The organism is Rathayibacter sp. AY1E2, assembly GCF_002932325.1.
GTDB lineage: Bacteria > Actinomycetota > Actinomycetes > Actinomycetales > Microbacteriaceae > Rathayibacter.
Genome location: NZ_PSVO01000003.1, coordinates 202,443 through 226,504, shown reverse-complemented (window position 1 = coordinate 226,504; position 24,062 = coordinate 202,443). Strand labels below are relative to the sequence as shown.

Genomic DNA, 24,062 nt, shown 5'->3' with positions numbered 1-24,062 from the left:
CGATCGGTAGGAGGGACTGGGGCGGGGGCACGATCAGTGCGGGTGGTCCTCGGTCAGCTTGAAGCCGAGTCGGCCGTGCGCGAAGGCGGCTCCGGCTCCGATGGCGGCTGCGACCCAGGCTGATTCGGCGAGCTCGGTCTCGGTCGCACCGGCGCGCACGGCGTTCTGGCCGTGGCCGTCGATGCAGTAGACGCACTGCTTGCTGATGCCCACGGCGTAGGCGATGAGCTCGCGGTACTTGAGCGGGATCTCGCGACCCTGCGGAGCGAAGACGGCGGTGTCGAAGGCGGTGAACGCCGCAAGGACGTCGGGGGTCTCCTTCTTGTAGGCGGCGGTGTAGCGGCGGTCGGCTGCGCGGTCGTAGTAGGCGTCGGTCATGGTCTTCCTTCGGAGGTCGGAGAGGGGGCGGAGGGGATGAGGTCACGGCCGGGCGGGGATCTCCAGGCCGAGGTTCTCCCGCAGGGTCGTGCCCTCGTACTCGGTGCGCAGCGAACCGCGCTCCTGCAGCAGCGGCACGACGCGGTCGACGAACTCGTCCAGACCACCCGGGTGCAGGTGCGATCCGAGGACGACCCCGTCGCCGCCTCCGCTCTGCACGAACTCGTCGAGACGGTCGGCGACCTGCTCAGCCGTGCCCACGTACTCCGTGCGGTCGAAGACGGTCTCGGCGAGACCGCGGAGGGTGAGGTCGCGCTCCTGAGCGAGCGCACGCCAGGCGCGCACGGTCCCCGCGCGATCACCGTGGATCAGTGCGCGGCCCTCGATCAGCGGCGGCGCCTCGAGGTCGGGCTCGAGATCGGGTACCGGCCCGTCGACGTCGAAGCCCGACAGGTCCCGGTTCCAGACCTGCTCGAAGAGCACCTGGATCGTGCGCGGTGTGAGTTGCTGATCGCGGATCCACCGCGCTCTCTCCTCCGCCTCCGCAGCGGTGCCGCCGAGGACGACGGCGGCTGACGGGAGGATCCGCACGGAGCCGGCCGGGCGACCCGCCGCCGCGACCCGGGCCGCGATGTCGCGCGCGAACTCGTGCGCCTCAGGTCCCCGGTGGTAGGGGGAGAAGATCACGTCGGCGCTCGACGCCGCGAAGTCGCGACCCTGCGGAGAGACGCCCGCCTGCACGATCACCGGGCGGCCCTGCGGGCTGCGCGGCACGGTGAAACGGCCGGAGACGTCGAACTGGCTGCTCGAGACGGCGAACGACCCCGTCGACGAGTCGGCGAGGAACTCGCCGGAGGGGGCATCGGCTCGCACGGCGTCGGAGGTCCAGGTGTCCCAGAGCGTCGTCACCGCGCGGACGGCCTCCTCGGCACGGGCGTAGCGGTCGGCGCGGTCGAGGAAGCCGCCGCGGCGGAAGTTCGCGCCCGTGAAGGCGTCGAAGGACGTGACCACGTTCCACCCCGCTCGTCCGCCTGAGAGGTGGTCGAGGGTCGCGATCTGACGGGCGAGCTCGAAGGGCTCGTTGAACGTCGCGTTGAGCGTGCCGACCAGGCCGATGTGCTCCGTGACCGCGGCCAGCGCGGCGAGGAGCGGCAGAGTGTCCGGTCGTCCGGCGATGTCATGGTCGAACGGGCGCCCCGCGCGCTCCCGCAGGGCCAGACCCTCGGCGAGGAAGAAGTAGTCGAACCGCCCGCGCTCCGCGGTCTCTGCGACGCGGCGGAACGTCGAGAAGTCGACCTGGCTGCCGGCGTCGGGGTGCTCCCACAGGGTGTGCTCGTTCACCCCGCCCACGTAGGCGGCGAGGACGATCTGCTTCGGTCGCCGCGTCATGACTGCTCCTCGGAGGCGTAGCGGTTCGGGATCGACGTGGGCAGGCCCAGGGCTGAGCGGAGGGTGCGGCCCTCCTCCGTCCCGACGAGCAGACCGCGTCGGCGCAGCTCGGGCACGAGGTCGTCGGCGATCAGCGGCAGATCGGTGGCGAGAACCGCGGGTCGGAGGCGGACGCCGTCGTAGCCGAGCCGTGAGAGCTCGGCGATGCGGTCGGCGACGGACGCGGCCGACCCGGCGGCGACGGCGGCGTCGCCGGTGAGCGGTCGGCCGAGAGCGTCGAGGCGCGAGAGTCTGGCCGCGGCGGACTCCGCCGGGGTGTCGAGGACGACGACGAGGTCGGCGAGGACCCGCAGGCGCTCGCCCGTGCGCCCCGCCCCGCGCTCCGCCTCGGCGATCTCCTGGAGGATCCTCTCGGCGTCCGCTGCGTTCTGAGGCGTCGCGAACACGACGTCGGCCGAGCGCGCGGCGAAACGGTACGGGATGTCGGCGTGTGCGAGCGCGGCGACGACGGGCTGCCCCTGCGGCGGCCGGGGAGTGATCGCGGGGCCGCGCACCGAGAACCAGCGTCCTGCGAAGTCGACGCGGTGCACCTTGTCGGCGTCGAGGAAGCGATCGGTGGCGACGTCGCGGATCTCGGCGTCGTCCTCCCAGCTGTCCCAGAGTCTCCGTGCGACCTCGACGGCGTCGGCCGCCTCCTCGAAGAGCTCGTCGACGACGGCGCGGATCGCGGGGTCCTCGAGAAGGGGCGTGCCCGGCTCCGGCGGCACGATCGCCGCGATTCGTCGTCCGACGTGCGAGGCTTCGTCGACGCGTGACGACACCCTGACCTGCCAACCGCCCCGCCCCCGGCTCAGGTGGTCGAGCGTCGCGACTGCCTTCGACACGTGGAAGGGCTCCGTGTGCGTCACGGTGACCGTGGGCACGAGACCGATGCGGCTCGTGAGGGGGGCGACGTAGGAGGCGATCAGCAGCGCGTCGAGCCGGCCGCGGACCTCGTCGGTGCGGTCGTCGGCCAGGAAGGGGTCCGCCGATTGCAGGGCGAAGGAGTCCTCGATCGTCACGAAGTCGATCCCGCCGCGCTCCGCCCGCTGCACGATGTCCGCCCAGTACGCGCCGGTGAAGAGCGCGTCGGGACGGGCGCCAGGCTCGCGCCAGGACGCGGGGTGCCAGCCGGCGCCCTCGAGGGCGACGGCGAGGCTGAGGGGTGGGGCGGCGGTCATCGTGCTCCTCGGATCAGGGTGCCGGCTCGGACGAGCTCCTCGTCGTCGAGTGCGCGGAGGCGGCGCAGCAGCGCGCGCGCGACCTTGTCGTTCTCGCGGAACGACACCGCGTTCGTGCCCGGCCGGGAGAAGGCGCCGACGAACGGCGAGTCGGTGTACGGGCCGATCGCGTACCGGCGGCCGACGCGGCCTCCCGCCGTCGAGCGCAGCAGGGTGTCGTCCTGGTGCACGCGCAGCCTCCCGGTCGACAGGAGAGTGTCGCCGACGTCGACGAGGTCCTCGACCGCCGACCCCGACGCGACGAGCGCTCGCATCAGCGCGTCGTCACTCCTCGCAACGGACGTCCGGGGGAGGCGCGCGTCGACGAGAGCGTCAGCGAGGACGACCTGATCGGTCGCCCCGCCGCTCGCGACGAAGCGGCCCTCCTCTTCGGAGGACTCCACACGGATGCCCGGGCCGAGGAAGTCGACGACGCCCGCGTCCGAGAGTGCGAGCAGCTCCTCGAGACGGTGCGCGGGCGGCCCGCTCGCGAGGAAGCTGAACCAGCCGAGCCACCATCCGTGCAGATCCTCGATCCGCGAGCGGGGCGTCCACCTCGCGGACGCGGTGAGATCGGCGACGAGGAAGTGGCTGCGCAGAAGCGCGAGGAAGAGCGCCATCGTGGCGCTGTGCTCCTGCCGGCTGCGCAGAGCCAGGTCGTCCCGGATGTAGGCGCGCACCGCCTCCTGCAGCGCCGAGCCGTCGGCGAACCGCACATCGGCGAACGGGCGGTCGAGATCGGGGAGGAGCAGCCTGTCGAGGCTGTCCGGCACAGTGTCCGCGACGAGCGCGGTCAGGGTCCGCGCATCTCCGAGGACCCGCTCGGCGTCGGCCCCGAGTGCGGGGAGAGCGTACCCCTGTCCCGCTTCGGGTCGCGGGCCGCGGGAGCCGGCGAGGACCGAGGCGCGCGGGTCGAGCCGCGAGAACACCTCCGAGAAGTGCGTCCAGTCGGTGCTCACCCGGTCGGGGTGCCCGGTGAAGAGCTCACGGTAGTAGCCCCAGAGCATCTCCTGGGCGATCAGGGGCCAGACGTCCTCGCTGAAGTCGAGCGGGCGGTGTCGCGAGCGCAGCTCCTCGACGACGGACGCCGAGAACCAGCGGGGCTCGGGCGCGGCTCCCTGGAGCGTCGAGCCGATCTTCGAGTGGTAGGGGACCCCGCGGCGGCTGCCGATCAGGATGCGCGGCTCACGTCCCGACGGGTGGTAGCGCAGTCCGCCGGCGTCGTCCCGTTCGAAGCGGCCGCCCCGGCCCTCGGTGAGCAGCACCAGGAGGTCGACCGCGACGAGGCCGAGGCCGCGCACGATCACGTCGTGTCCGGCGCGGAGGGATCCGAGGTCGGCGTCGGCCGTGAACGACGGCGGCAGGTAGGCGAGGCCGTGGCGCTCGGCGAACCCGGCCAGCCGGGTCTCGTCGACCGTCGGCAGAGCGCCGCTGTGCCCGAGCGAGAACAGGACCAGGTCCGCCTCGATCACGTCGCCGGAGTCGAGGACGACCCGCTGCGCACCGTCGTCGCGGCCGAGCACCTCGATGACGCGCGCCGCGTGCTCGCGGACCTCGACGTCAGGGCGGAGAGCGGCGAGCGCCTCCCGGTGGAACCAGCGCAGATAGAGGCTCTGCAGCCGGCGGGTGGGGAAGCTGTCGGCGCGGAGCCCGTCGAGCTCGCGGCGCACGGCTTCGTCGCCCTCTGCGAGCGCGATCCGGCCGGCCCGCACCGCCTCCGCCCACTCGATCAGCGAGGGTCCGGGGCGCACCGGCCCCTCGATCGTCGCGCTCGCGTCGGTGAACATCGTCACGTCGGCTGCGAGCGAGTTGAGCTTCAGCAGCGGCGACTGCTCGTAGCGCCAGATTCGGCCGGGGCCGACGGGGTACGGGTCGACGACGTGGACGACGAGCGAGGCCGGCCCGAGGGCGTCCTCGGCGGCGTTCGCGGCGAGGCGCTCGAGGACCCCGACCGCGCGGGGACCTCCCCCGACGATCACGAGGGAGCGGGTCCCGTCCGATGGCGCTGACATGCGTCCACGATGACCCTTCCCCCGTGAGGACGCCGCTCTGTGACGACTCGTGACGATGTGAAGAAGTGTGTAGCGGCGGGTTGGAGCCGGGTGGCCGCGGACCCTAGCGTCGGCCCCCACGGCGTGCAGAACGGTGCGCCCCGACAGGCAGGAGCCTCGAGTGCCCATCGAATTCCTCGGCATCGCCGCGCTCAACGACGGCAGCGAGACACGAGCACGCAGCGGCGCGAGCTTCGACCCGGAGTACACGGTGCGTCTGGCCGCGGCTCATGAGGACAGCGGGTGGGACCGCATCCTGTTCGCCTACCACTCCGGAGCCCCCGACCCCGCCGTCGCCGCCGCTTTCATCGCGTCGCGGCTCGAGCGCATCCAGCTGCTGCTGGCGCACCGGCCCAACGTCTCCTACCCCACGGTCGCGGCGAAAGCCTTCGCGACCCTCGATCAGCTGAGTGGAGGCCGCCTGAGCGTCCACGTGATCACGGGCGGGTCGGACGCGGACCAGGCCGCGGAGGGCGACTACCTGAGCAAGGACGAGCGCTACGCGCGCACCGCCGAGTACATCAGGATCGTCAAGCAGGTCTGGACGACCCGTGAGCCGTTCGATCACGTCGGGGAGCACTACCGCTTCTCCCGGTTCGTCAGCGACGTCTGGCCGGTGCAGCAGCCTCGGCCGCAGATCTCGTTCGGAGGCTCCTCTCCCGCCGCTCTGTCCGTCGGTGCCGCCGAGAGCGACGTCTACGCGCTCTGGGGCGAGCCGCTGCGGGACACCGCCGAGCAGATCCGCAGCATCCGGGAGGCGGCGGCGGCGGCCGGCCGCGACGTCGCGCCGCGCATCCAGGTCGCCTTCCGACCCATCCTCGGGGCCACCGAGGAGCAGGCCTGGGAGAAGGCGGAGGGGATCCTCCGCCGCATCGAGGCGCGCACCCGCGAGACCGCCCCCGGAGGCCTCGCCGCGCCGGAGAACACCGGCTCGCAGCGCCTCCTCGCGATCGCCGCCGCAGGCGACCGTTTCGATCGCGCGCTCTGGACCAGGGCGGGAGTCGCCGCGGGAGCGCGCGGCAACTCGAACGCCCTCGTCGGGACGCCGGAGACGGTGGCCGCCGCGCTGCTCGACTACGTCGATCTCGGGGTCGACATCATCTCGGCGCGCGGCTACGACTACGTCGACGACACCCTCGACTTCGGTCGCCACGTGATACCGCTGGTGCGCGAGGAGGTCGCTCGACGCGACGCCGCGGCCGCCCAGGCCGCCGAGGAGGCCGCTCGTGTCCTCGTCTGACACCGTCGCGGCCGACGAGTTCGTCCATGTGCGGGCCGATGACCCGCGGGCCCGGCCCCTGCTCGACGAGCTCGAGCGCGAGTACGACACCCGCTACGGCACCGCCTGGGGCGAGCCGGCATCGGCCGAGCTCGCGCGCTACCCGAGCGAGGTGTTCGCCCCGCCGGAGGGATCCTTCGTCCTGCTTCTGCGCGACGGCACCGCGATCGCCGGAGGCGCGCTGAAGAGATTCGACGACACGACCGCCGAGCTCAAGCGCATCTGGACATCCTCGGCGCACCGTCGGCAGGGACTCGCCCTGCGCGTGGTCGCCGAGCTCGAGGCGGAGGCCCGCCGGCTCGGCTACTCGACCGTCTACCTCACGACCGGGCCGCTCCAGCCGGAGGCGCAGCGGCTCTACCTCACCGCGGGCTACACACCGCTCTACGACGTGACCCAGCCTCCGGAGGTGGTCGTCCTGCACGGCTATGCGCGGACGCTCACCGATCGGCCGCTCGACGTCGCGAGGATCCGGACCGCGCACGACGATTCCTTCGCGCAGCTCACCGCGTCCCTGCCCGACGGCGGAGCACGCCTGCGCGGTCGCGTCACGGGGCGTGCCTCATGAGCGGCACGATCGCGCCGCCTCGACCGCGGGACACGTCCGGCCCCCTTCCCGGAGGCATCGACCTCGCCCGACTCGGCGAGCGGCCGGTGCTGCCGCTGCGCCACCCGGTGCGCTGGGTGGTCGCCGCACTGGTCCTCGTGCTCCTGCTGAACGCCGGACAGACCCTCTTCACGAACCCGTCGTGGGAGTGGCCGAAGGTCGGGACCTGGCTCTTCAGTCCGGCGATCCTGAAGGGGCTGCAGCTGACGCTCCTCGCCACCGCCATCAGCGCCGTGATCAGCTTCGTCGGAGGCATCGTCGTCGCCGTAGCCCGGCTCTCGGGCAATCCGGTGCTGTCGACGCTCAGCTGGGTCTACATCTGGCTGTTCCGCTCGGTGCCGCTGATCCTCGTCCTCATCTTCCTGTTCAATCTCGGCAACCTGTATCCGACCGTCGGCATCGGCATCCCCTTCGGTCCGCAGTGGTCGGTGCCGACGGTGTCGCTGCTGCCTCCGCTCGCCCTCGGCGTGATCGGCCTGAGCCTGTCCGAGATCGCCTACAGCGCCGAGGTCGTCCGTTCCGGGGTGCTCGCGGTCGATCAGGGGCAGCACGAAGCGGCGAAGGCGCTCGGGATCCCGCAGCGCCGCCAGTTCACCCGCATCGTCCTCCCGCAGGCGCTCCGCTCGATCGTGCCCGCCTACGTGAACCAGATCATCGGCCTGCTGAAGGCGAGCTCGCTGCTGTTCTACGTCTCGCTGCTCGACCTGTTCGGGGTCGCTCAGAACCTCGGCAGCACGTACCCGACGGACATCATCCCCCTGCTCGTCGTCGCGACGATCTGGTACCTGGTGCTGACCTCGGCGATCTCGGTCGTGCAGTTCTACATCGAGCGCTTCTACGCCCGCGGCGCGCACCGGGAGCTCGCGCCCACGCCCCTCCAGCGGGTGCGGCGCTCGCTCGCCGGCCTGAGGAGTGCGCGATGACCGCCGCCATCGAGATCCACAACGCGACCAAGTCCTACGGCGACCGGACCGTGCTCCGGGGAGTCGACCTGCGCGTCGAGGCGGGCACCGTCACGGTTATCCTCGGTCCGAGCGGCTCGGGCAAGTCGACCCTGCTGCGGGCGATCAACCATCTCGAGAAGCTCGACGAGGGGTTCGTCTCCGTGAACGGCGAGCTGATCGGGGTGCGGCTGCGCGGCGGTCGGCTCAAGGAGCTGCGCGAGAAGGAGATCCTGCGCCAGAGGGCGAGGATCGGCTTCGTCTTCCAGAGCTTCAACCTCTTCCCGCACCTGACGATCCTCGAGAACGTCACCGAGGCGCCGATCTCGCAGGGGCAGCCGCCCGCGGAGGCCCGCGAGCGGGCACGCGCCCTGCTCGAGCACGTCCGTCTCGCCGACAAGGCGGCGGCCTATCCGAGGCAGCTCTCCGGCGGCCAGCAGCAGCGCGTGGCCATCGCGCGTGCGCTCGCGCTCGACCCCGAGGTGATCCTCTTCGACGAGCCGACCTCGGCTCTCGATCCCGAGCTCGTCGGGGAGGTGCTGCAGGTCATCCGGTCGCTGGCCGAGAGCGGCCGCACCCTCATCGTCGTGACCCACGAGATCGGCTTCGCCCGCGAGGTCGCCGACCGGGTGGTGTTCGTCGACGACGGCCTCGTCGTCGAGCAGGGCAGCCCGAGCGAGGTCCTCGACCGCCCGCAGAATCCGCGGACCCGCGACTTCCTCGGCCGAGTCCTCGGCTGAGCCCCCGCACTCCTCCTCCTCTCCATCCGCACGACAGACACAGGAATCGAATCATGACCAGACCGCACATCACTCGTTGGACCAGAGTCGGGGCGCTTCTCGCTGCCGCCGCGCTGGCGACGGGCCTCGCGGCCTGCTCCGGTGCCGCCGCCTCCGACCCGGCCTCCCCGGGAGCCGCCTCCGGCACCACCACCGTCACCGTGGGTGCCCTCTCCAACGGAGCGGCGACCGAGACGGACATCGACGTGCCGGTCGTCGACGAGATCCGCGGCACGCTGCCGCAGGAGATCCTCGACCGCGGGACCCTGACGATCGGCGTCGGCGCTCTCCCCGCAGGCTTCCCTCCGCTCGCGTTCACCGGGACCGACACCGAGACCCTCACCGGCTCGGAGCCCGATCTCGGCCGCCTCGTCGCCGCCGTCCTCGGGCTGCAGCCCGAGGTGGAGAACTCCACCTGGGACAACCTCTTCGTGGGCATCGACACCGGAGGCAGCGACGTCGGCTTCTCGAACATCACCGTCACGGAGAAGCGCAAGGAGAAGTACGACTTCGCCTCCTACCGCGCCGACACCCTCGCGTTCCAGGTCCTCGCCTCGAACGACTGGGAGTTCGACGGCGACTACGAGAACCTCGACGGACTCACCGTCGCGGTCAGCAGCGGCACCAACCAGGAGAAGATCCTGCTCGAGTGGCAGGCCCGTCTGCAGTCCGAGGGCAGGTCCCTGGAGATCACGCGACTGCCCGATGCCAACTCCGTCACTCTCGCTCTCGGCTCCGGCCGGATCGACGCCTACTTCGGGCCCAACCCGACGACGGTCTACCAGAACCGGATCTCGGAGGACGGCGCCGACCCGACCCGCAACGCCGGCACGTTCTCCGGAGCGGGCGAATCGCTCGACGGGCTGATCGCGGCGACTGTGAAGAAGGACTCCGGACTCGCCGAGCCGATCGCCCAGGCCCTCGGCTACCTCATCGGGAACGGTCAGTACCAGGACTGGCTGTCGGCCTACGGCCTGCAGGACGAGGCCGTGGACGAGGCCCTGGTGAACCCGCCCGGGCTCCCGCTCGACAACAGCTGAGCCGCCCCCGCCTCGGGCGCCCCGATCGACCAGCGGGGCGCCCTCCGCCCGCTTCCCCGAGGACTCCCATGCACCTGTTCGACTCGCTCACGCGCGAACGACTCGACCGCCCGACGAGCCGCAAGTGGAGCCTCCGCCCCGGCACCATCGGAGCCTGGGTCGCCGAGATGGACTTCGGTACGGCGCCGGCCGTTCGGAGGGCACTGCACGACGCCGTGGCCGGCGACGTGCTGGGCTATCTGTCCCCCTCGACTGCGGGCGAGCTGGGCGAGGCCGCCGCGGAGTACCTCGCTGAGCAGTACGCGTGGACGGTCGACCCCGCCCGCGTGCACTCCGTCTCGGATGTCATGGCCGCGCTCGGAGTGGGCGTCACCGAGTTCTCCCGCCCCGGCTCATCGGTGATCGTGCCTACCCCCGCTTACATGCCGTTCCTCACCTACCTGTCGGCCATCGGACGCGAGGTGATCGAGGTCCCGGGAACGATCGTCGACGGCCGCTGGGAGCACGACCTCGACGGGATCGATGCGGCCTTCGCGCAGGGAGCGGGCACCCTGGTGCTCTGCAATCCGCACAACCCGACGGGCTCGGTCCTGCCGCGGTCCGAGCTCGAAGGTCTCGCCGCTGTCGTCGAGCGCCACGGCGGGCGGGTCTTCGCCGACGAGATCCACGCGCCGCTGCGGTTCGACGGCGTCCCCCACATCCCTTACGCCTCGGTCTCGGAGGAGGCCGCCCGGCATTCCGTCACCGGAACGAGCGCCTCGAAGGCGTGGAACATCCCCGGCCTGAAGGCCGCGCAGCTGATCACCACGAACGACGCAGACGAGGACGTCTACTCGCGCTTCGGGTTCGCGGTGCAGCACGGCGCTTCGAATCTCGGCGTGATCGCCTCGACGGCCGCCTACCGGGAGGGCGGAGCGTGGCTCGACGAGGTCGTCGACTACCTCGACGGCAACCGGCGCCTCATCGCCGACTTCCTCGCCTCCGAGCTGCCCCGGATCGGGCACCGCACCCCGGAGGCGACGTATCTCGCCTGGTTCGACCTGGGTGCTCTCGGCCTCGCCGATCCCGCGCAGCACCTGCAGCGCGAGGCGGGAGTGACGCTCACCTCCGGACGCCTGTGCGGCGCCGGCTACGCCGACCACGTGCGTCTCGTCTTCGCCATGCCGCGTCCCCTCCTCCTCGAGACGCTCGAAGCCGTGCGGGCCGCCGTGTGAACGGCGGAGCGCCTTCGCGGGGACTCGACGAGGTGGGACGGCGGAGCACCGAGGCGGGCGGCATCGCACGACAGTGGCGAGGAGCCGTCCTTCAGCGCCTCCGCTCCCTCTGCACCCCCGATGAGGCCGGGCCGCCGGCGGGGGACCGGGCGGCCTCGCGTGTCGAGGCTGTGCAGCTCGCCCACGAGATCGAGCACGGATTCTTCCGCCCGGTGCCCGGCCGGGCGCAGGATCCGGAGTGAGACGGGGCGGACCCCCCTACGTCCCGAAGAGGTTGGCGCGGGTCCCGCCGGGAGCGAGCTCGTCGCGGAGGATCCCGCGGCGGCGCAGCACGGGGACGAGGTCGTCGAGCATCCGGTGCAGGGTGACCGGGTGCAGGTCCCCGGAGAGGAGGAGCCCGTCGCTGCCGCCGTCGTCGCCGAGCTCCTCGACGAAGTCGGCGAACTCCTCCGCGGTGCCGACGAAGCCGGCGCGCTCGGCGACGCGGCCCTTGCGCGCCTTCCTGGTGAGCAGCTCCCGCAGCGGAGCGTCCTCCGTGCCGCCGTACAGGCCGGCGATGGTGCCGTGCGAGACGTGCTCGCCGAACACCGACCGCGGGACGGGGAGGTCCAGGTCCAGCCCGGTGAGGTCGGTCTCCAGGTCGCTCGACCAGCCGAGCGCGATCCGCCGCAGCGCGTCCTCGTCGGGGTGGCGCGACGCCTCGACGACGCGCGCGGCCTCCTCCGGGCTCGACACGATCTCGGGCTTCACGACGAAGAGCACGCGCAGGCTGTCCGCCGTCCGCCCGTGCTGCTCGGCCGCGGCGAGCACGCGCGCCCGGTAGTCGCGCACCGCCCGGGCCTCCAGAGGGGCGAGCGCGAGCTGCACGTCCGACTGCGTGCCGGCGAAGGCCAGGCCGCGGGGGGAGCCGCCGGGGGATACGACGATCGGGTCGCCGTTCGCGAAGGGGACGGCGTTCAGGGGTCCGTCCACGCGGAAGTGCTCCCCGCGGTGGCGGAACGCGTCGATCCGGGTGCCGTCGGCGTAGCGGCCCGACCCGGGGTCGGCGATCAGCGCGCCCTCGCCCCAGCTGTGCCAGAGCCGGCGGACGACCGCCATCCACTCGTCGGCCCGGTCGTAGGCCGCGTCGTGCGACAGCGGCTCGAGGCCCACGTGGCGGGCGCTGCCGACGTCGGTGACCAGGTTGATCCCGAAGCGGTCGGAGCTGAGGTGCTGCAGCGTCGCCGCCTGCCGGGCGGCGAGGTACGGGGGCGTGATGCCGGCGTTGATCGTCGGGGCCAGCCCGATCCGCTCGGTCGCCGCGAACAGGTACGGCGCCAGGAGGAGCGGATCGTGCTTCGGCCCGCCGTACGCTCCCCGCACCCGCAGGTCGAGCGTCTCCGGGGAGCCGAGCGAGACGGCGTCCTCCATCACGATCAGCTCGAAGCCGGCCTGCTCCAGCTCGCGGGCCGACTGCTGGTAGAGGCCCGGCTTCGTCCAGTCGTGGTTCCACTCCCGGTAGGGGTGCCCCCACCCCTGCGGGCCGAAGCCGCGGGAGAAGAACCAGCCGAAGTGCTGACGGCGCGCCACGCTCACACCTCCGCGAGCGCGGGGAGGGCGCGTGCGCGCACCGCGGCGAGCCCGCGCTCGAGGTCGCGGAGGAGGTCGTCGACGTCCTCGATCCCGATCGACAGCCGGAGGAGCCCGGGGTGGATCCCGGCGGCAGCGCGCTCGGCGGGGGTGCGTCCGGCGTGGGTGGTCGACGCGGGGTGCAGCACCAGCGAGCGCACGTCGCCGAGGTGGGTCATGTGGCTGAACAGCTCGACGGCGTCGATGAAGGCGGCCGCGCCCGCCTCCCCTCCGGCCACGGTGAAGGAGAAGACGGAGCCCTGCCCGCGGGGGAGCAGGCGCTGCGCGAGGGCGAACGACGGGCTCGACTCCAGGCCGGAGTAGTCGACCGACACGACCTCGGGCCGCCCCTCGAGGAAGCGGGCGACGGCGAGGGCGTTCGCGGAGTGCCGCTCGACCCGCAGCGACAGCGTCTCGACGCCCTGCCGCAGCAGGAAGGAGTTCAGCGGTGACGGCGTCGGTCCCAGGCGGGAGACCACGATGTCCCGCGTGTACGAGACGAAGGCGCGCCGGCCGTGCTGCTCGGTCCAGCTGCGCCCGCCGAACGACCGCTCCTCCTGGTTGAGGTGCGGGAAGAGCGCGGGACGCGCCGCCCAGTCGAACGTGCCGGCGTCGACGATCACGCCGCCGAGGGCGGAGCCGTGCCCGGCGAGGAACTTGCTGGTCGAGTGCACGACCACGTCGGCCCCGTGCTCGATCGGGCGGAGCAGGTACGGGGTCGCGAGCGTGTTGTCGACCACGAACGGGAGCCCGTGCCGGTGCGCGACCGCGGCCAGCGCCGGGAGGTCCAGCAGATCGTTCTTCGGGTTCGGGATCGGCTCGCCGAAGAGGACCCGGGTGTCGGGCCCGATCCGCCGCTCCCACTCGCCGAGGTCCGACGCGTCGTCGACGAAGTCCACGCCGATCCCGAGCCGCCCGAAGTTCTGCACCAGCAGCCCGCGGTTGCCCTCGTAGAGGCGGCGCGACGAGAGCACCCGGTCGCCGGCCTGCAGGATCCCCAGGAGAGCGGAGGCGGTGGCCGCCTGGCCGCTCGCCACCAGGATCGCCTCGGCGCCGCCCTCGAGATCGGCGAGCCGGCGCTCGACCTCCTCGGTGGTCGGGTTCCCGTTGCGGGTGTAGAGGTAGCCCTCGTCCTCGCCGGCGAACCGCTCGCGGGCGTGCTCGAAGCTGTCGAACACGAAGCCGGCGCTGAGGTGCACGGGCGTGACGCGCGCCCCGTGGGCGCCGTCGGGCGCGGCACCGGCGTGCACCTGGCGCGTGGAGAAGCCGGCCGCCGCGGAGGCACGGGGTGCGGGCGCGGAGGTCATGGTCGCGGTGGTCGCCGCAGCAGTGGTCGCGGTGGTCGCCGGTGCAGTGATCGTCACGGTGTGCTCCTGTCAGGCGCCCGGAAGGCGGATGCCGGGAGCCTGTCAGGCCGAGGGGAGTGCGCGCCGGATCGTGACGGAGTGTGACTGCGAGGGCGCGCCGTCGCGGGTCGTGGACGTCGACCGCTCGGCGTCCACGGGTCACGCTTCAGCTGTGCGTCGTGTTCGCCCGGATCTCCTCGACGGACAGCTCCGGCGCACCGCCCGCCGCGGCCGCCGGGTCCATCCAGACGAAGTCCCAGTGGTGGCCGTCGAGGTCGTCGAAGCTCTTCGAGTACATGAACCCGTGGTCCTGCTCGCCGGCCGGGGTCGCGCCCGCGGCGAGGGCCCTGCCGTGGAGGGTGTCGACCTCCTCCCTGCTGTCGGCGCTGAGGGCGAGCTGCACCTCGGTCGAGGTGGTGGCGTCGATGATCGGCTTGCTGGTGAACTCGGCGAAGAACTCCCTCGTGAGCAGCATCGCGGTGATGGTGTCGCTGATCACCACGCTGACGGCGTTCTCGTCGCTGAAGCCCTCGTTGATCGAGTAGCCGAGCGACTCGTAGAAGGCCCTCGCCCGGGCGAGATCGGCGACGGCCAGGTTGACGAAGAGCATGGTGGGCATCGGTGCACCGTTCCTGTCGGGACGCCGGTGGCGCGCCGCCGCCGGTCGTGACTGCATGATGGTGACCGGCCGGCGGCGGTGTCAAGGAAGCGCTGCCGAGTAGGCGGTGGATGCCCGGCGCGGGGCGTCCGGAGGAGGACTCGGCGCACGGATGACGCGGATCTGCTGGACTGGCCTCGAGCACCGCAGCACGAGCAGGAGGGAGCGGAGATGATCCGGATCCTCGTTCCCACCGTCCTCGCGGCCACCCTCCTCGCGGCCGGCTGGACCGCGATCGGACCCTCGCATCCGGTCTTCGCCGCGGTCGCGCAGATGGTCCTCACCAGCTGGGCGGCCCTGACCTTCGGTGCGCGCACGCGTCCGCTCGAGCAGTCCTGGTTCGACGTGGGTCGCCGCGAGCCGGCGCTGCTGCGAGCGCTCGGGGTCGGCGTCTTCGGCCGGCTGCTCGACGTCGTCGGGTGGAACCGCCTCGTCACCCGCGAGCGCTGCTTCGACGGCACGCGCGCGGGACTGGCCGCTCTCGACCAGCACACCCGCCGCTCCGAGGCGGTGCACCTCGCGTGCACGGCCGTCGGAGTCGCGCTCGCCCTCGCCGCGACGGTCACGGGTGCGACGGGCGGCGCGGCCTGGCTGCTCGGGTCGACGATCGCCGTCCAGCTCTACCCCGCGCTGCTGCAGCGGCTGGTGCGGGCGCGCATCCAGCGGGCGGGGCGGGCGGCGCGCGGTGCGCTTCACGTCGCGGACTCGGGAGACAGCGCCCCCGGCGGCGGACCGACCACGGCTCTGGAAGGGCGGTGATCACGGGGTCACCGACGCGCCGCGATCGTCATCGGGATCGGCCAGGGGATGGCGGCGCGCGAGGACATCGCGAGCCACGTCGGGCGGATCGCGCCGGTCGTCCTCCGCCGCCGTCAGCAGGAGAGCGAGGGCCGTGTCGGCGGGGACCCGCTGCGCTGCGCTGATGAAGCCGACGGCCTGCAGCACGGCGATCGTCCCCGGCGTGAGCGGGGCGCGGGACGCCGCCCAGCGACGGACCTCGGCGTCGTCCGTGTCCCCGGTCAGAGCGTCGGCCAGGAGGCGTGGAAGGAGGGCATGGGCGGGCCGGTCAGTACCCGAAGCCGTGCTCGAGCTCGACGTCGAAGGTGACGTCGTCCTCGCTCGGCTGCACGGGGAACACTCCCGTGAGCATCCTGGTGCGTTCGCGGATGCGGGCGACCTCGGCCGTGTTGTCCGGCTCCGGGAGATCGGAGGGAGTGGTCTCGGCGACCAGGGCGGCGCCGGCGTTGAGCAGGAACACCGCCTGCACGGTGCCGCCGTCGGCGCCGATGCCGGTGTACTCCACACGGTCCGCCGTGCTGCTCGCGGCGAGGGCGACGCCGTACTCGACCAGAGCGTCCGCCGCGTCGTCTCCGACCAGCATCGTCTTGTTCGCGAAGAGGAGATGCTTCATGCCTCCAGCGTGCGCAGCGCCGGCGTCGACGGGGGAGAGACTTGACAACTCCTGAGGCGGTCCACAGACGCGACCGCGGCACCCGGTGACGCCCGGTCGCGCCCGATCGTCCTCGGCGTCGCCGAGACGGCACCCGTGGCGTCGGCCGTCCTCTGAGCAGGTCCGCGTCACAGGGACGTGGATCGACGGACCCGTGCTGATGTCGGCCGCCGAGACACCCGGCCGAGAGCAGGGCGACGTGACAGGCGGTGTCAGCGGACCATTCGCCGACGCCCGCGCCGCTTCTCCCCTCTGAGGATCAGGGCCGCGAGGAACGCGGCGAGGAGTGCGCCGATGGTGTTCATGAACCAGTCGTTCGTGTCGCAGGAGCGGCCGATCGCCGGAACGCCCGCCTGGACCAGCTCGATCAGGGCGGACAGGCCGGAGACGGCGGCGGCGACGAGCAGGGGCCGGCCGACCGCGACCGCGAGCAGCAGGGCCCCGGGGAGCAGGAGCGCGATGTTCGCGAGGGTGTCGATGCCGTCGAACGGCACCGAGAACTGCACGGTGCAGAAGACCCGCGGCGTCCCGTCGGGCGGATACACGGTCAGCGCGATCCCCACGACGAAGGCGAGCGCGGCGAGGACGAGAAGAGACCTTTCCGCGCCGCGCCGGTGCAGCAGCCAGGCGATCGCCGTGACCACCGCGACCGCGATCCAGAAGGCGATCGGGACGAGCGCGGCGTGGTCGACGAGGAACGTGCTGATCACGGTGCTCCGCTTCGAGGTGTCGGGGTGGCGGGAGAGGAAGAGGTCTTCCGTTGACGGACGGCCCGCTCACTCCAGGTCGGCCTGTGCCGACGGCCGGCAGGCCTTCGGCGCGAGTCAGCTCCGGAGGGGAGAGCCTGCTGCGTCGAAGCGGTAGCCGCCGAAGGCGCCGCTGAGCAGCGGGCGCGCCGTCGCGATCGCGGCCTGGACCCGGGGGAGGGCGAGGGAGGCCCGATGCGCCTCGGCGGTCTCCCACAGCTCGATGACGAAGACGGTGTCGGGCTGCTCGTCGTCGACCCCGACCTCGTAGAGCAGGCAGCCGGCGTCGACGAGGTCGTCGTTGTGCTCGGTGAGGACGGCGACGAGCTCGTCGCGTCTGCCGGGGACGGCCCCGAGGGTGCCGACGTTCACGAAGGTCATGCCGCGAGGGTACCGCCGAGGACACCGGTGGCGGGTGGCCGTCCCGACGGTCGGAGTGTGGTCGGGACGTCACGCTGGACGGAGTCGCCGTGCTCCCGCCTGCGAACCGCAGACCGGTCGCGGTCGGCCCGAGGCCACGCCGGCTCGGGAGGATCGCGTCGCGAGAGAGGATCCCCGGTGGTCTCCGCGATCCCCGTCGGGTCCCACCGGCCAGGCGTGAGCGTGCTCGGACCGACGGAGTGCGCCCGATCAGCCGGCGGGCCTGCTGAACAGGTTGACGGCGTTCCCGTCCGGGTCGCGGACGAGGGCGGAGCGGTTGCCCCACGGCATGGTGCTCGGCGGGAGCACCACGTCCTCGCTCCGGGGTCCGAGCTCGGCGAAGGCGCGGTCGACGTCGGGCACCTCGAACTCGAGCAGGACGGAGCGGTTCGACGCGGGGACGACGGCGCCGTCCAGCACGGCGACCGTCGAGGTGTGGGCGATCGCGAGGGTCGCGCCCGCTCCGGTGAACTGCGCGAAGACCGGCGCCGGGCGCTCGGCCGGTCGGCCGACGACCTGCTCGTAGAAGGCGACGAGGGCGTCGAGGTCGTCGGTGACGATGCGGAGGGAGGTGAACGACATGGGGCTCCTTCAGGGGCGGGGACGAGGTGGAGGCACCAGGCTCGCCGATCGTCGCGACACCGTCCTGTCGGTGTTTCCGCAGATCGTCCGCGACTCCGCGAGGTCCGCGGCGGCCGTCCCCGGAGCAGGTCAGTCGTCGACGACGGACCGCAGCCGTCCGTACTGGAGCGCGAGGTCCTCGGCTCGCAGGGTGCGCTGCGGAGGCCGCTCGTCGGTCACCTCCACCGACAGCATCCGGTCGCCGCGGAACGCCCGGACCCCCTCCCGCAGTCGGCACCACGCGATCAGGTGCCAGTGCTCCTCCTTCCCGATCGAGCCGAGCGGTTCGACGTCGCGGACCGACTCCGCGCCGCTGCTGTCGCGGTAGCGGAGCCGGACGACACGATCCGCTCGGAGGGCCGTCGCGAACTCCGCCGGGACGACCGCCTCCTCCTCGCTCTCGAGGAAGTGCACCCGGGAGGCGACCGCGCCGGCGCGGGCGGCCACGTCGTCCGGCAGGACCGCGAGCGTCTTCCGGGCAGCGGTCCTGGCTGCCTGCCGGAACGGACTGCGCCGCAGCGCGCTGAGGCCGATCAGCACGGCGACGGCCTCCTCCACCGTGAATCCGGCCGGCCCGAGGGTCGCGGACGCGTCGATGACGTAGCCGCCCGTGCGGCCGGGCTCCGCCCAGATCGGCAGACCCGCCTGCTGCAGCGCGGACAGGTCCCGCTCGATGGTCCGCACCGACACCTCGAACCGCTCGGCGAGACGGCGCGCGCTCCGCGGCCGGGGCGAGACCGCCCGCAACTCCTCGACGAGCCCGTACAGACGATCGGTGCGGTTCACCCGACCATCATCCGCCCGGGCGCGCCAGGTCGCGGTCGTCAGCGGACTCACTGTGCGGCGGTGCTTCCGCTCGACGCGCGATCAGGTCAGCGCCGGCAGTTCGCGGGTGGTCTCGGCCACGGCGGTGAGCCGGGCGGCGAGCCTCTACCGTTGCACCCGTGCCCCTCCTTCTCGCCGACCTGCTGTCGTGAGAGCGCTCGTCGCCTGGCTCGAGCACCGCCAGATCCCGCTCTACCTCGCCGCGATCGCCGCCGGCGCCGCTCTCGGACTGCTGCTGCCCGCCGCGCACCACCTCGAGGTCGCGATCGAACCGGTGCTCGCGCTGCTGCTGTTCGCCACGTTCCTCGGGGTCCCGTTCGCCGCGATCGGACGGTCTCTGCGCGACGGCCGCTTCCTCGCCGCGGTCGGGGTGCTGAACTTCGTCGTCGTGCCGCTCGTCGCCTACGGGCTGTCCCGATTCGTCGCCGACACTCCGGTGCTGCTGTTCGGGGTCCTCCTGGTGCTCCTGACGCCGTGCATCGACTACGTGATCGTGTTCGCCGGGCTCGCCGGAGGGGCGTCCGACCGGCTGCTCGCCGCCGCACCGCTGCTGATGCTCGCGCAGATCCTCCTCCTCCCCGTGTATCTGCTGCTCTTCATCGGTCCTGCGGGGGTGGCGGTGGTCGACGCCGGTCCGTTCGCGCGGGCGTTCCTGCTGCTGATCGTGATGCCGCTGTCCGCGGCCGGGCTGGTGCAGGCCCTGGCGCGCCGACACAGAGCCGGCCGGATCGTCGAGTCCACGATGCTCGGGCTCATGGTGCCGCTCATGACGGCCACGCTCTTCACCGTCGTCGCCTCCCAGTCCGGCGCCGTGGGCGCCTCGGCCGGCCGGCTTCTCGTTCTCGTCCCGCTCTACGCGGGATTCCTCGTGGTCATGACCGCTCTGGGGCTAGGTGCTGGACGCGTCTTCCGACTCGACGTGCCCGCGACGCGCGCCCTCGTGTTCAGCGGCGCGACCCGCAACTCGCTCGTCGTGCTGCCTCTCGCACTCGCGCTCCCGGCACCGCTGTCGCTCGCGCCCGTCGTCGTCGTCACGCAGACTCTCGTGGAACTCGTCGGCATGGTCGTCCTCGTCCGACTGCTCCCTCGGCTCGCCCGAGACCGAGCAGTGCGGGCCGGCCCGGTCTGACGCGGACTCACCAGCGCCCGAGACGACCCGGGCCTGCAGAAGGGCCGCCCGGGGAGTCGCCCGGGAGGTATTCGCCGGTCAGTCCTTCTCCGGTCTGCCCGCAGTCCCCGCGTCAGCGGGCTCATCGGCCGGGGCGACAGGAGCTGCGGACTCGACCGCGGTGGGCTGGACCTCGGCTGATCTCGCATTCCTGGCGGCGAGGCGCTTCTTCTGGGACTTGCCGGTGCTGAACGGGCTCACCCACAACCAGGAGAAGCGCCGCAGCGACTGGAAGAGGAACAGCGAAGCCCAGAGGGAGAACACCGTCAGGGCGAACGGGAAGACCGTCGCCGGAAGGGTTGGGACATTCGTCTCGCCGAGCAGGGGGACGAATGCGACGACGACCGCGATCACGAAGAGGTGCAGGAGATAGATCTGGAAGCTCTGCTGCCCCATGGTGACGAAGATCTTCAGTGCGCGGACCTTGACGAGGTACTGGGAGCCGGCGATGCCCGCGATGATCGCGACCGAACTGGCGATCAGGATGACGCCCGGAACGCGGTTGGCGTCGAAGGCGACGATCACCGCGATGATGCCGAGGTAGGCCACCGCGAGCGCGAGCGCCTGCCAGAGCTTCACGCGAGCGGCGAAGCGGTAGAACGTGCGGGGGATGAACATCGCCACGAGGAAGAAGATGAAGTTCTGGAGCACCCGGTCCCAGCCGATGTTGTCGGTGTCCAGCAGGCCGGTGGTCGTCGCCGCGACGGCCAGCAGCCCGGCCACCGAGAGCTGGATCCATCGGGGCACCTTGCGGATCGCCCAGGCGAGGATGCTGAAGATCGCGAGAGCCCAGATGAACCAGTAGCTGCTCGACGGCAGGATGGGCAGCACCAGCACGTTGAGCGGGTCCGTCGGTGAGGTGGCCTCCGACCGCGAGAACGGGACGATGAGGTAGAAGACGACCCGGATGAACGACCACAGCAGGTAGAGGTACACCAGCGCGAGGACCCGGCGGCGCCACAGCTCGGCGAACGTCCACGTCAGCATCCGGGCGGCCGTGAGGCCCGCGATGAAGAAGAACACGGGCATGGGGAAGTAGAGCAGCACCGTGCGGAGCTTCGGAACGTACCCCTCGAGGCCGAAGAATCCCAGGAACAACGACGAGTGGTAGAGCACGACGAGGCTGATCGCGACGCCCTTGGCGAAGTCGATCCACTCCCGCGACTCGGGGCGCTTCACCACGGCGCCTGTCGTGCTCGACCCGGTCATCCGCCGCTCCTCGCGTGGGCGCACACGGCGCGATCACTGTTCACTGATTGCTGTGGATCCATTGCGCCCCCAAGATGTCGAATTCGAACCGGATGCGAATGAGCCCCCGGTTCATTCCCCGTACGGGTCCTGAGAGTACGGGAAAGTTTCCGATCACGGACGAGTCGATGGAGTATCGAGGCGGCACGGGAAGTCCGGACGCCTCGCCGCCGCCTGTCCGCGGAGATCGCCCGTCCGATCCCGGAGTCGCTCGGTGGATCGGGACGGGCGGCGGAGGATCGCAGACGAATGGACCGTCGAGAGACCCGCAGACGGCGCTTTCGTCCAGCCCCCGGGGTCGCGGACCCGAAGATCGAGACGAAACCGGCGTGCGGCCAGGACACCTCGACCTCTCCGGCATACTCCATGACGTGAACGACGCCACCACCGCCCCCAGTCTCGACGGCCGCGAGTTCGTGATGACCTCCTCGACCAACAGCGCGGTCGACCCGGAGTCGCCGTCGCGGTTCCACTACTCCGAGCGCGACGGAGTGGTGTGGGGCGACTACGTCGGCGACACCGTGACCTTCGGCCGGTTCGTGGGCACGCGCACGGGTGACGCACTGCAGGTCTCGTTCGTGCACCAGCTGATCGACGGCGGGACCGTGGTCAGCGGCACCGGCGGCAGCCGCGTCGAGCTCGACGGCGAGGGCCTGCTGCGGCTCGTCGAGGAGTTCGAGATCGACGGCGACGACCACGTCAGCATCTGCGTCGAGGTCTGACGCTCAGCGCGCCGCGTCGCGGCCGTTCCCCGCGGTGGTGAACCGCGTCATGCCGAGCCGGTTCGTCGATCCGGAGCGGTCGGGGATGTCGGAGGGCAGCAGGTAGGCCTTGCGCACCACCTCGTCTAGCACGACGACCGAGACCACCGACTTCACCTCGGGCCGGGCCGCGACCACGCCGGTGACGAAGTCGTGCACGCCGCCGATGTCGAGCGAGCGGACCAGGAGCATCGCGTCGTGCTCGCCGGTCGTGATGCAGCAGTACTCGACGTCGGGCATCTGGAGGATGCCCTCGCGGAACCGGTGCCACGACTGCGGGTGCACCGTCACGAACACCAGGGCGCAGACGTCGAGCCCCACCTTGCCGGGATCGACCAGGGCCGAGAACCCGGTGATGACGCCGGATGCGGTGAGCTGCTCGACCCGGTTGTAGACGCTCGCCCGCGAGACGTTCACCCGCTCGGCCAGGGCGGACATCGAGATGCGGCCGTTCTCGCGCAGGACGGCCAGGATGCGCAGATTGAGGTCGTCGAGCCCGCCCGCGCTTTGTCCAGCGACCGCACCGGCGGCCGGATCGGTGATCGACATAATCCACTCCTTCATCGCTGCGGGCGGCAGTTCGTCCACGATAGCGGCCCTCTGGAAACGGAGTGCGTCGCGATGTGCCATCGTTTCGCAACACGTCCAGCCGAACCCTCGCCAGGAGGCCTCCATGGTTGTCCGCTCCACCCGCACCCCGCGCTCCGCCCCGACGCGAGTGGTGATCGCCGCTGCGGCGGTCTCGCTCGCCCTCCTCGTGGCGGGCTGCTCCTCGGGCCGCGTCGACACCGCCGACGGCAGCAGCGCGACGCTCACCATCAACAAGGCGTTCGACCTGAAGACCGCCGACCCGGGCCGCATGTACGAGCCGACCGGCCAGATGGTCGACAAGGCGCTCTACGAGACCCTCCTCACCTTCGAGGGCGGCGACGTCTCGCAGGTCGTCGACGGCCTCGCGAGCCTCGAGCAGTCCGACGACGCGAAGACCTTCACCCTCACCCTGAACGGCGAGCACACCTTCTCGGACGGCACCGCGATGACCGCCGACGACGTGGTGTTCTCGCTGCAGCGCGTGATCGGCCTCAAGGGCAACCCCTCGTTCCTCCTCGACGGCGTCACCGTCACGAAGAAGGACGACACGACGGTGGTGCTGACCACCGAGAACCCCACGCCCGCCCTGCCGGCGATCCTGGCGAACCCGGCGCTCGGCATCCTGAACTCGAAGGTCGTGAAGGAGAACGGCGGCACCACCGACGAGACCGACACCGCCGAGACGTTCCTCAACACCACCTCCGCCGGCTCCGGCCCGTACGTGCTCGACACGCTCGACCTCGCCTCGCAGGTCGTGCTGACCGCGAACGAGAACTACGACGGCGACGCCCCGGGCTACGGCCGCGTGGTCATCCAGAACGTCGAGGGCGCGACCCAGAAGATCAACGTCGAGGGCGGCAGCGCCGACGTCGCGCTGGACCTCTCGGGCACCCAGGCGGAGGCGCTCGGCGACTCGGTCGCGGTGACCAGCGACCCGTCGGCGAACGTGATCTTCCTGCTGCTCAACCAGAACCCGAGCGTCTCGGCGATCACGTCGAACCCCGACTTCGTGAAGGCCGTGAAGGAGGCCGTCGACTACGACGACCTCGTCTCGATCGCCGGCAACGGCACCGCCCAGGCGTCCGGCGTCATCCCGAGCATGCTGCTCGGCGCCCTGCCCGAGAGCGGCGCGCTCACCCAGGACCTCGACGCCGCGAAGGCGGACCTCGCGAAGAGCGGCTACGCCGGCGAGTCCGTGACGCTCAACTTCCCGAGCGACATCAGCCTGAACGGCATCGACTTCCCGACCATCGCGCAGCGCATCCAGTCGCAGCTGAAGGACGCCGGCATCACCGTCGAGCTCGCCCCGGCCCCCGTCGCCACCGAGCTCGACGCCTACCGCAACGGCACCGAGACCATGGGCCTCTGGTACTGGGGCCCGGACTACCCGGACCCGAGCGACTACCTCGTCTTCACCCCGGGCGACGTCGTGGGCCTCCGCTCCGGCTGGACCGACGGTGCGGCCCCCGCGATCTCGGCGCTGGCCGACGCCGCGGCCACCGGCGGCAGCGACGACGAGCGCCAGGCGCGCTTCGAGGAGCTGCAGACCGCGCTGAACGCCGACGGCCCCTTCATCCCGCTGCTCCAGCCCGGCAACAACATCGCCGCGGCGAAGGACGTCTCGGGTGTCGTCTACAACGCGGTGTGGACCATCGACATCGCGGCCCTCGCCGCGCAGTAGCC

Annotated in this window: 25 protein-coding genes; 10 read left to right on the top strand and 15 right to left on the bottom strand. The window is 71.8% G+C overall.

Annotated elements, in window-relative coordinates; genetic code table 11:
* Positions 1 to 33 precede the first annotated feature (33 nt).
* Genes C5C49_RS04600 through C5C49_RS04585 form a run of 4 tightly spaced genes read right to left on the bottom strand, consistent with a single transcriptional unit; the run spans position 34 to position 5,038 of the window.
* A complete protein-coding gene (locus tag C5C49_RS04600) occupies positions 34 to 378 on the bottom strand; it encodes a carboxymuconolactone decarboxylase family protein (RefSeq protein WP_104223293.1) in 345 nt (114 codons plus the stop codon).
* 42 nt (positions 379 to 420) lie between these two features.
* On the bottom strand, positions 421 to 1,767 hold the full coding sequence (locus tag C5C49_RS04595) for an NtaA/DmoA family FMN-dependent monooxygenase (protein ID WP_104223292.1): 1,347 nt from the start codon (positions 1,765 to 1,767) through the stop codon (positions 421 to 423).
* Positions 1,764 to 2,987 carry an LLM class flavin-dependent oxidoreductase gene (locus C5C49_RS04590; RefSeq protein WP_104226542.1) on the bottom strand — a complete coding sequence of 408 codons (1,224 nt, stop codon included), beginning with the start codon at positions 2,985 to 2,987 and terminating at the stop codon, positions 1,764 to 1,766. Before C5C49_RS04590 ends, C5C49_RS04595 begins: the two co-directional genes overlap by 4 nt.
* Positions 2,984 to 5,038, bottom strand: coding sequence for an FAD/NAD(P)-binding domain-containing protein (locus tag C5C49_RS04585; RefSeq protein ID WP_104345542.1), 2,055 nt, complete (start codon positions 5,036 to 5,038; stop codon positions 2,984 to 2,986). Before C5C49_RS04585 ends, C5C49_RS04590 begins: the two co-directional genes overlap by 4 nt.
* Before the next feature lie 160 nt (positions 5,039 to 5,198).
* On the opposite strand from C5C49_RS04585, the gene C5C49_RS04580 reads away from it, so the two are divergent.
* From C5C49_RS04580 to C5C49_RS04555, 6 genes are all read left to right on the top strand, one after another.
* Entirely contained in the window at positions 5,199 to 6,317 is a 1,119-nt protein-coding gene (locus tag C5C49_RS04580) for an LLM class flavin-dependent oxidoreductase (RefSeq protein ID WP_104223289.1), read from the top strand.
* Positions 6,304 to 6,924: a GNAT family N-acetyltransferase gene (locus tag C5C49_RS04575; protein ID WP_219812350.1), complete on the top strand. Its 621-nt coding sequence runs from the start codon at positions 6,304 to 6,306 to the stop codon at positions 6,922 to 6,924. Before C5C49_RS04580 ends, C5C49_RS04575 begins: the two co-directional genes overlap by 14 nt.
* Positions 6,921 to 7,886, top strand: coding sequence for an amino acid ABC transporter permease (locus C5C49_RS04570; RefSeq protein ID WP_104233982.1), 966 nt, complete (start codon positions 6,921 to 6,923; stop codon positions 7,884 to 7,886). The genes C5C49_RS04575 and C5C49_RS04570 overlap by 4 nt, the downstream gene beginning before the upstream one ends.
* Complete coding sequence (locus C5C49_RS04565) at positions 7,883 to 8,644, top strand: amino acid ABC transporter ATP-binding protein (protein WP_104223287.1); 762 nt, start codon at positions 7,883 to 7,885, stop codon at positions 8,642 to 8,644. The genes C5C49_RS04570 and C5C49_RS04565 overlap by 4 nt, the downstream gene beginning before the upstream one ends.
* A 53-nt stretch (positions 8,645 to 8,697) precedes the next feature.
* Complete coding sequence (locus C5C49_RS04560) at positions 8,698 to 9,723, top strand: transporter substrate-binding domain-containing protein (protein ID WP_104345541.1); 1,026 nt, start codon at positions 8,698 to 8,700, stop codon at positions 9,721 to 9,723.
* 68 nt (positions 9,724 to 9,791) lie between these two features.
* Complete coding sequence (locus C5C49_RS04555) at positions 9,792 to 10,937, top strand: MalY/PatB family protein (protein ID WP_104345540.1); 1,146 nt, start codon at positions 9,792 to 9,794, stop codon at positions 10,935 to 10,937.
* A 258-nt stretch (positions 10,938 to 11,195) separates the two neighbouring features.
* Here C5C49_RS04555 and C5C49_RS04545 read toward each other — a convergent pair whose 3' ends face one another.
* The 3 genes from C5C49_RS04545 to C5C49_RS04535 all read right to left on the bottom strand — a co-directional run bounded on the left by C5C49_RS04545 (position 11,196) and on the right by C5C49_RS04535 (position 14,510).
* The gene (locus tag C5C49_RS04545) at positions 11,196 to 12,506 is read right to left on the bottom strand and encodes an LLM class flavin-dependent oxidoreductase (protein ID WP_104345538.1); all 1,311 of its coding nucleotides are present in this window, start codon (positions 12,504 to 12,506) and stop codon (positions 11,196 to 11,198) included.
* A 2-nt stretch (positions 12,507 to 12,508) separates the two neighbouring features.
* Entirely contained in the window at positions 12,509 to 13,852 is a 1,344-nt protein-coding gene (locus tag C5C49_RS04540; protein ID WP_104345566.1) for an O-acetylhomoserine aminocarboxypropyltransferase/cysteine synthase family protein, read from the bottom strand.
* A 205-nt stretch (positions 13,853 to 14,057) separates the two neighbouring features.
* Entirely contained in the window at positions 14,058 to 14,510 is a 453-nt protein-coding gene (locus C5C49_RS04535; protein WP_104238888.1) for a VOC family protein, read from the bottom strand.
* Between the two features lie 210 nt (positions 14,511 to 14,720).
* Here C5C49_RS04535 and C5C49_RS04530 point away from each other — a divergent pair, with 210 nt between their 5' ends.
* A complete protein-coding gene (locus tag C5C49_RS04530; protein ID WP_104345537.1) occupies positions 14,721 to 15,308 on the top strand; it encodes a hypothetical protein in 588 nt (195 codons plus the stop codon).
* Here the strand turns inward: C5C49_RS04530 and C5C49_RS04525 are convergent, their stop codons facing one another.
* The 6 genes from C5C49_RS04525 to C5C49_RS04500 all read right to left on the bottom strand — a co-directional run bounded on the left by C5C49_RS04525 (position 15,309) and on the right by C5C49_RS04500 (position 18,572).
* A complete protein-coding gene (locus C5C49_RS04525) occupies positions 15,309 to 15,494 on the bottom strand; it encodes a hypothetical protein (protein WP_104345536.1) in 186 nt (61 codons plus the stop codon).
* Between the two features lie 121 nt (positions 15,495 to 15,615).
* Positions 15,616 to 15,960: a hypothetical protein gene (locus C5C49_RS04520; RefSeq protein ID WP_104345535.1), complete on the bottom strand. Its 345-nt coding sequence runs from the start codon at positions 15,958 to 15,960 to the stop codon at positions 15,616 to 15,618.
* 251 nt (positions 15,961 to 16,211) lie between these two features.
* Positions 16,212 to 16,709 carry a VanZ family protein gene (locus C5C49_RS04515; RefSeq protein ID WP_104345534.1) on the bottom strand — a complete coding sequence of 166 codons (498 nt, stop codon included), beginning with the start codon at positions 16,707 to 16,709 and terminating at the stop codon, positions 16,212 to 16,214.
* A gap of 114 nt (positions 16,710 to 16,823) precedes the next feature.
* Positions 16,824 to 17,126 carry a putative quinol monooxygenase gene (locus C5C49_RS04510; protein ID WP_104345533.1) on the bottom strand — a complete coding sequence of 101 codons (303 nt, stop codon included), beginning with the start codon at positions 17,124 to 17,126 and terminating at the stop codon, positions 16,824 to 16,826.
* Positions 17,127 to 17,375: 249 nt separating this feature from the next.
* Positions 17,376 to 17,747, bottom strand: a complete 372-nt coding sequence (locus C5C49_RS04505; protein ID WP_104345532.1) for a VOC family protein — start codon at positions 17,745 to 17,747, stop codon at positions 17,376 to 17,378.
* A 129-nt stretch (positions 17,748 to 17,876) separates the two neighbouring features.
* Positions 17,877 to 18,572, bottom strand: coding sequence for a YafY family protein (locus C5C49_RS04500; protein ID WP_104345531.1), 696 nt, complete (start codon positions 18,570 to 18,572; stop codon positions 17,877 to 17,879).
* Between the two features lie 187 nt (positions 18,573 to 18,759).
* On the opposite strand from C5C49_RS04500, the gene C5C49_RS04495 reads away from it, so the two are divergent.
* Positions 18,760 to 19,740: an arsenic resistance protein gene (locus tag C5C49_RS04495; protein ID WP_258068377.1), complete on the top strand. Its 981-nt coding sequence runs from the start codon at positions 18,760 to 18,762 to the stop codon at positions 19,738 to 19,740.
* A 78-nt stretch (positions 19,741 to 19,818) separates the two neighbouring features.
* On the opposite strand, the gene C5C49_RS04490 is transcribed toward C5C49_RS04495, so the two are convergent.
* Positions 19,819 to 20,988, bottom strand: a complete 1,170-nt coding sequence (locus C5C49_RS04490; protein WP_104345529.1) for an acyltransferase — start codon at positions 20,986 to 20,988, stop codon at positions 19,819 to 19,821.
* A 410-nt stretch (positions 20,989 to 21,398) separates the two neighbouring features.
* On the opposite strand from C5C49_RS04490, the gene C5C49_RS04485 reads away from it, so the two are divergent.
* Positions 21,399 to 21,749 carry a hypothetical protein gene (locus tag C5C49_RS04485; RefSeq protein ID WP_258060307.1) on the top strand — a complete coding sequence of 117 codons (351 nt, stop codon included), beginning with the start codon at positions 21,399 to 21,401 and terminating at the stop codon, positions 21,747 to 21,749.
* A gap of 3 nt (positions 21,750 to 21,752) precedes the next feature.
* Here the strand turns inward: C5C49_RS04485 and C5C49_RS04480 are convergent, their stop codons facing one another.
* A complete protein-coding gene (locus C5C49_RS04480) occupies positions 21,753 to 22,337 on the bottom strand; it encodes an Lrp/AsnC family transcriptional regulator (protein ID WP_104223259.1) in 585 nt (194 codons plus the stop codon).
* 124 nt (positions 22,338 to 22,461) lie between these two features.
* Here C5C49_RS04480 and C5C49_RS04475 point away from each other — a divergent pair, with 124 nt between their 5' ends.
* Complete coding sequence (locus C5C49_RS04475) at positions 22,462 to 24,060, top strand: ABC transporter substrate-binding protein (RefSeq protein ID WP_104345528.1); 1,599 nt, start codon at positions 22,462 to 22,464, stop codon at positions 24,058 to 24,060.
* The last annotated feature ends 2 nt before the right edge of the window (positions 24,061 to 24,062 follow it).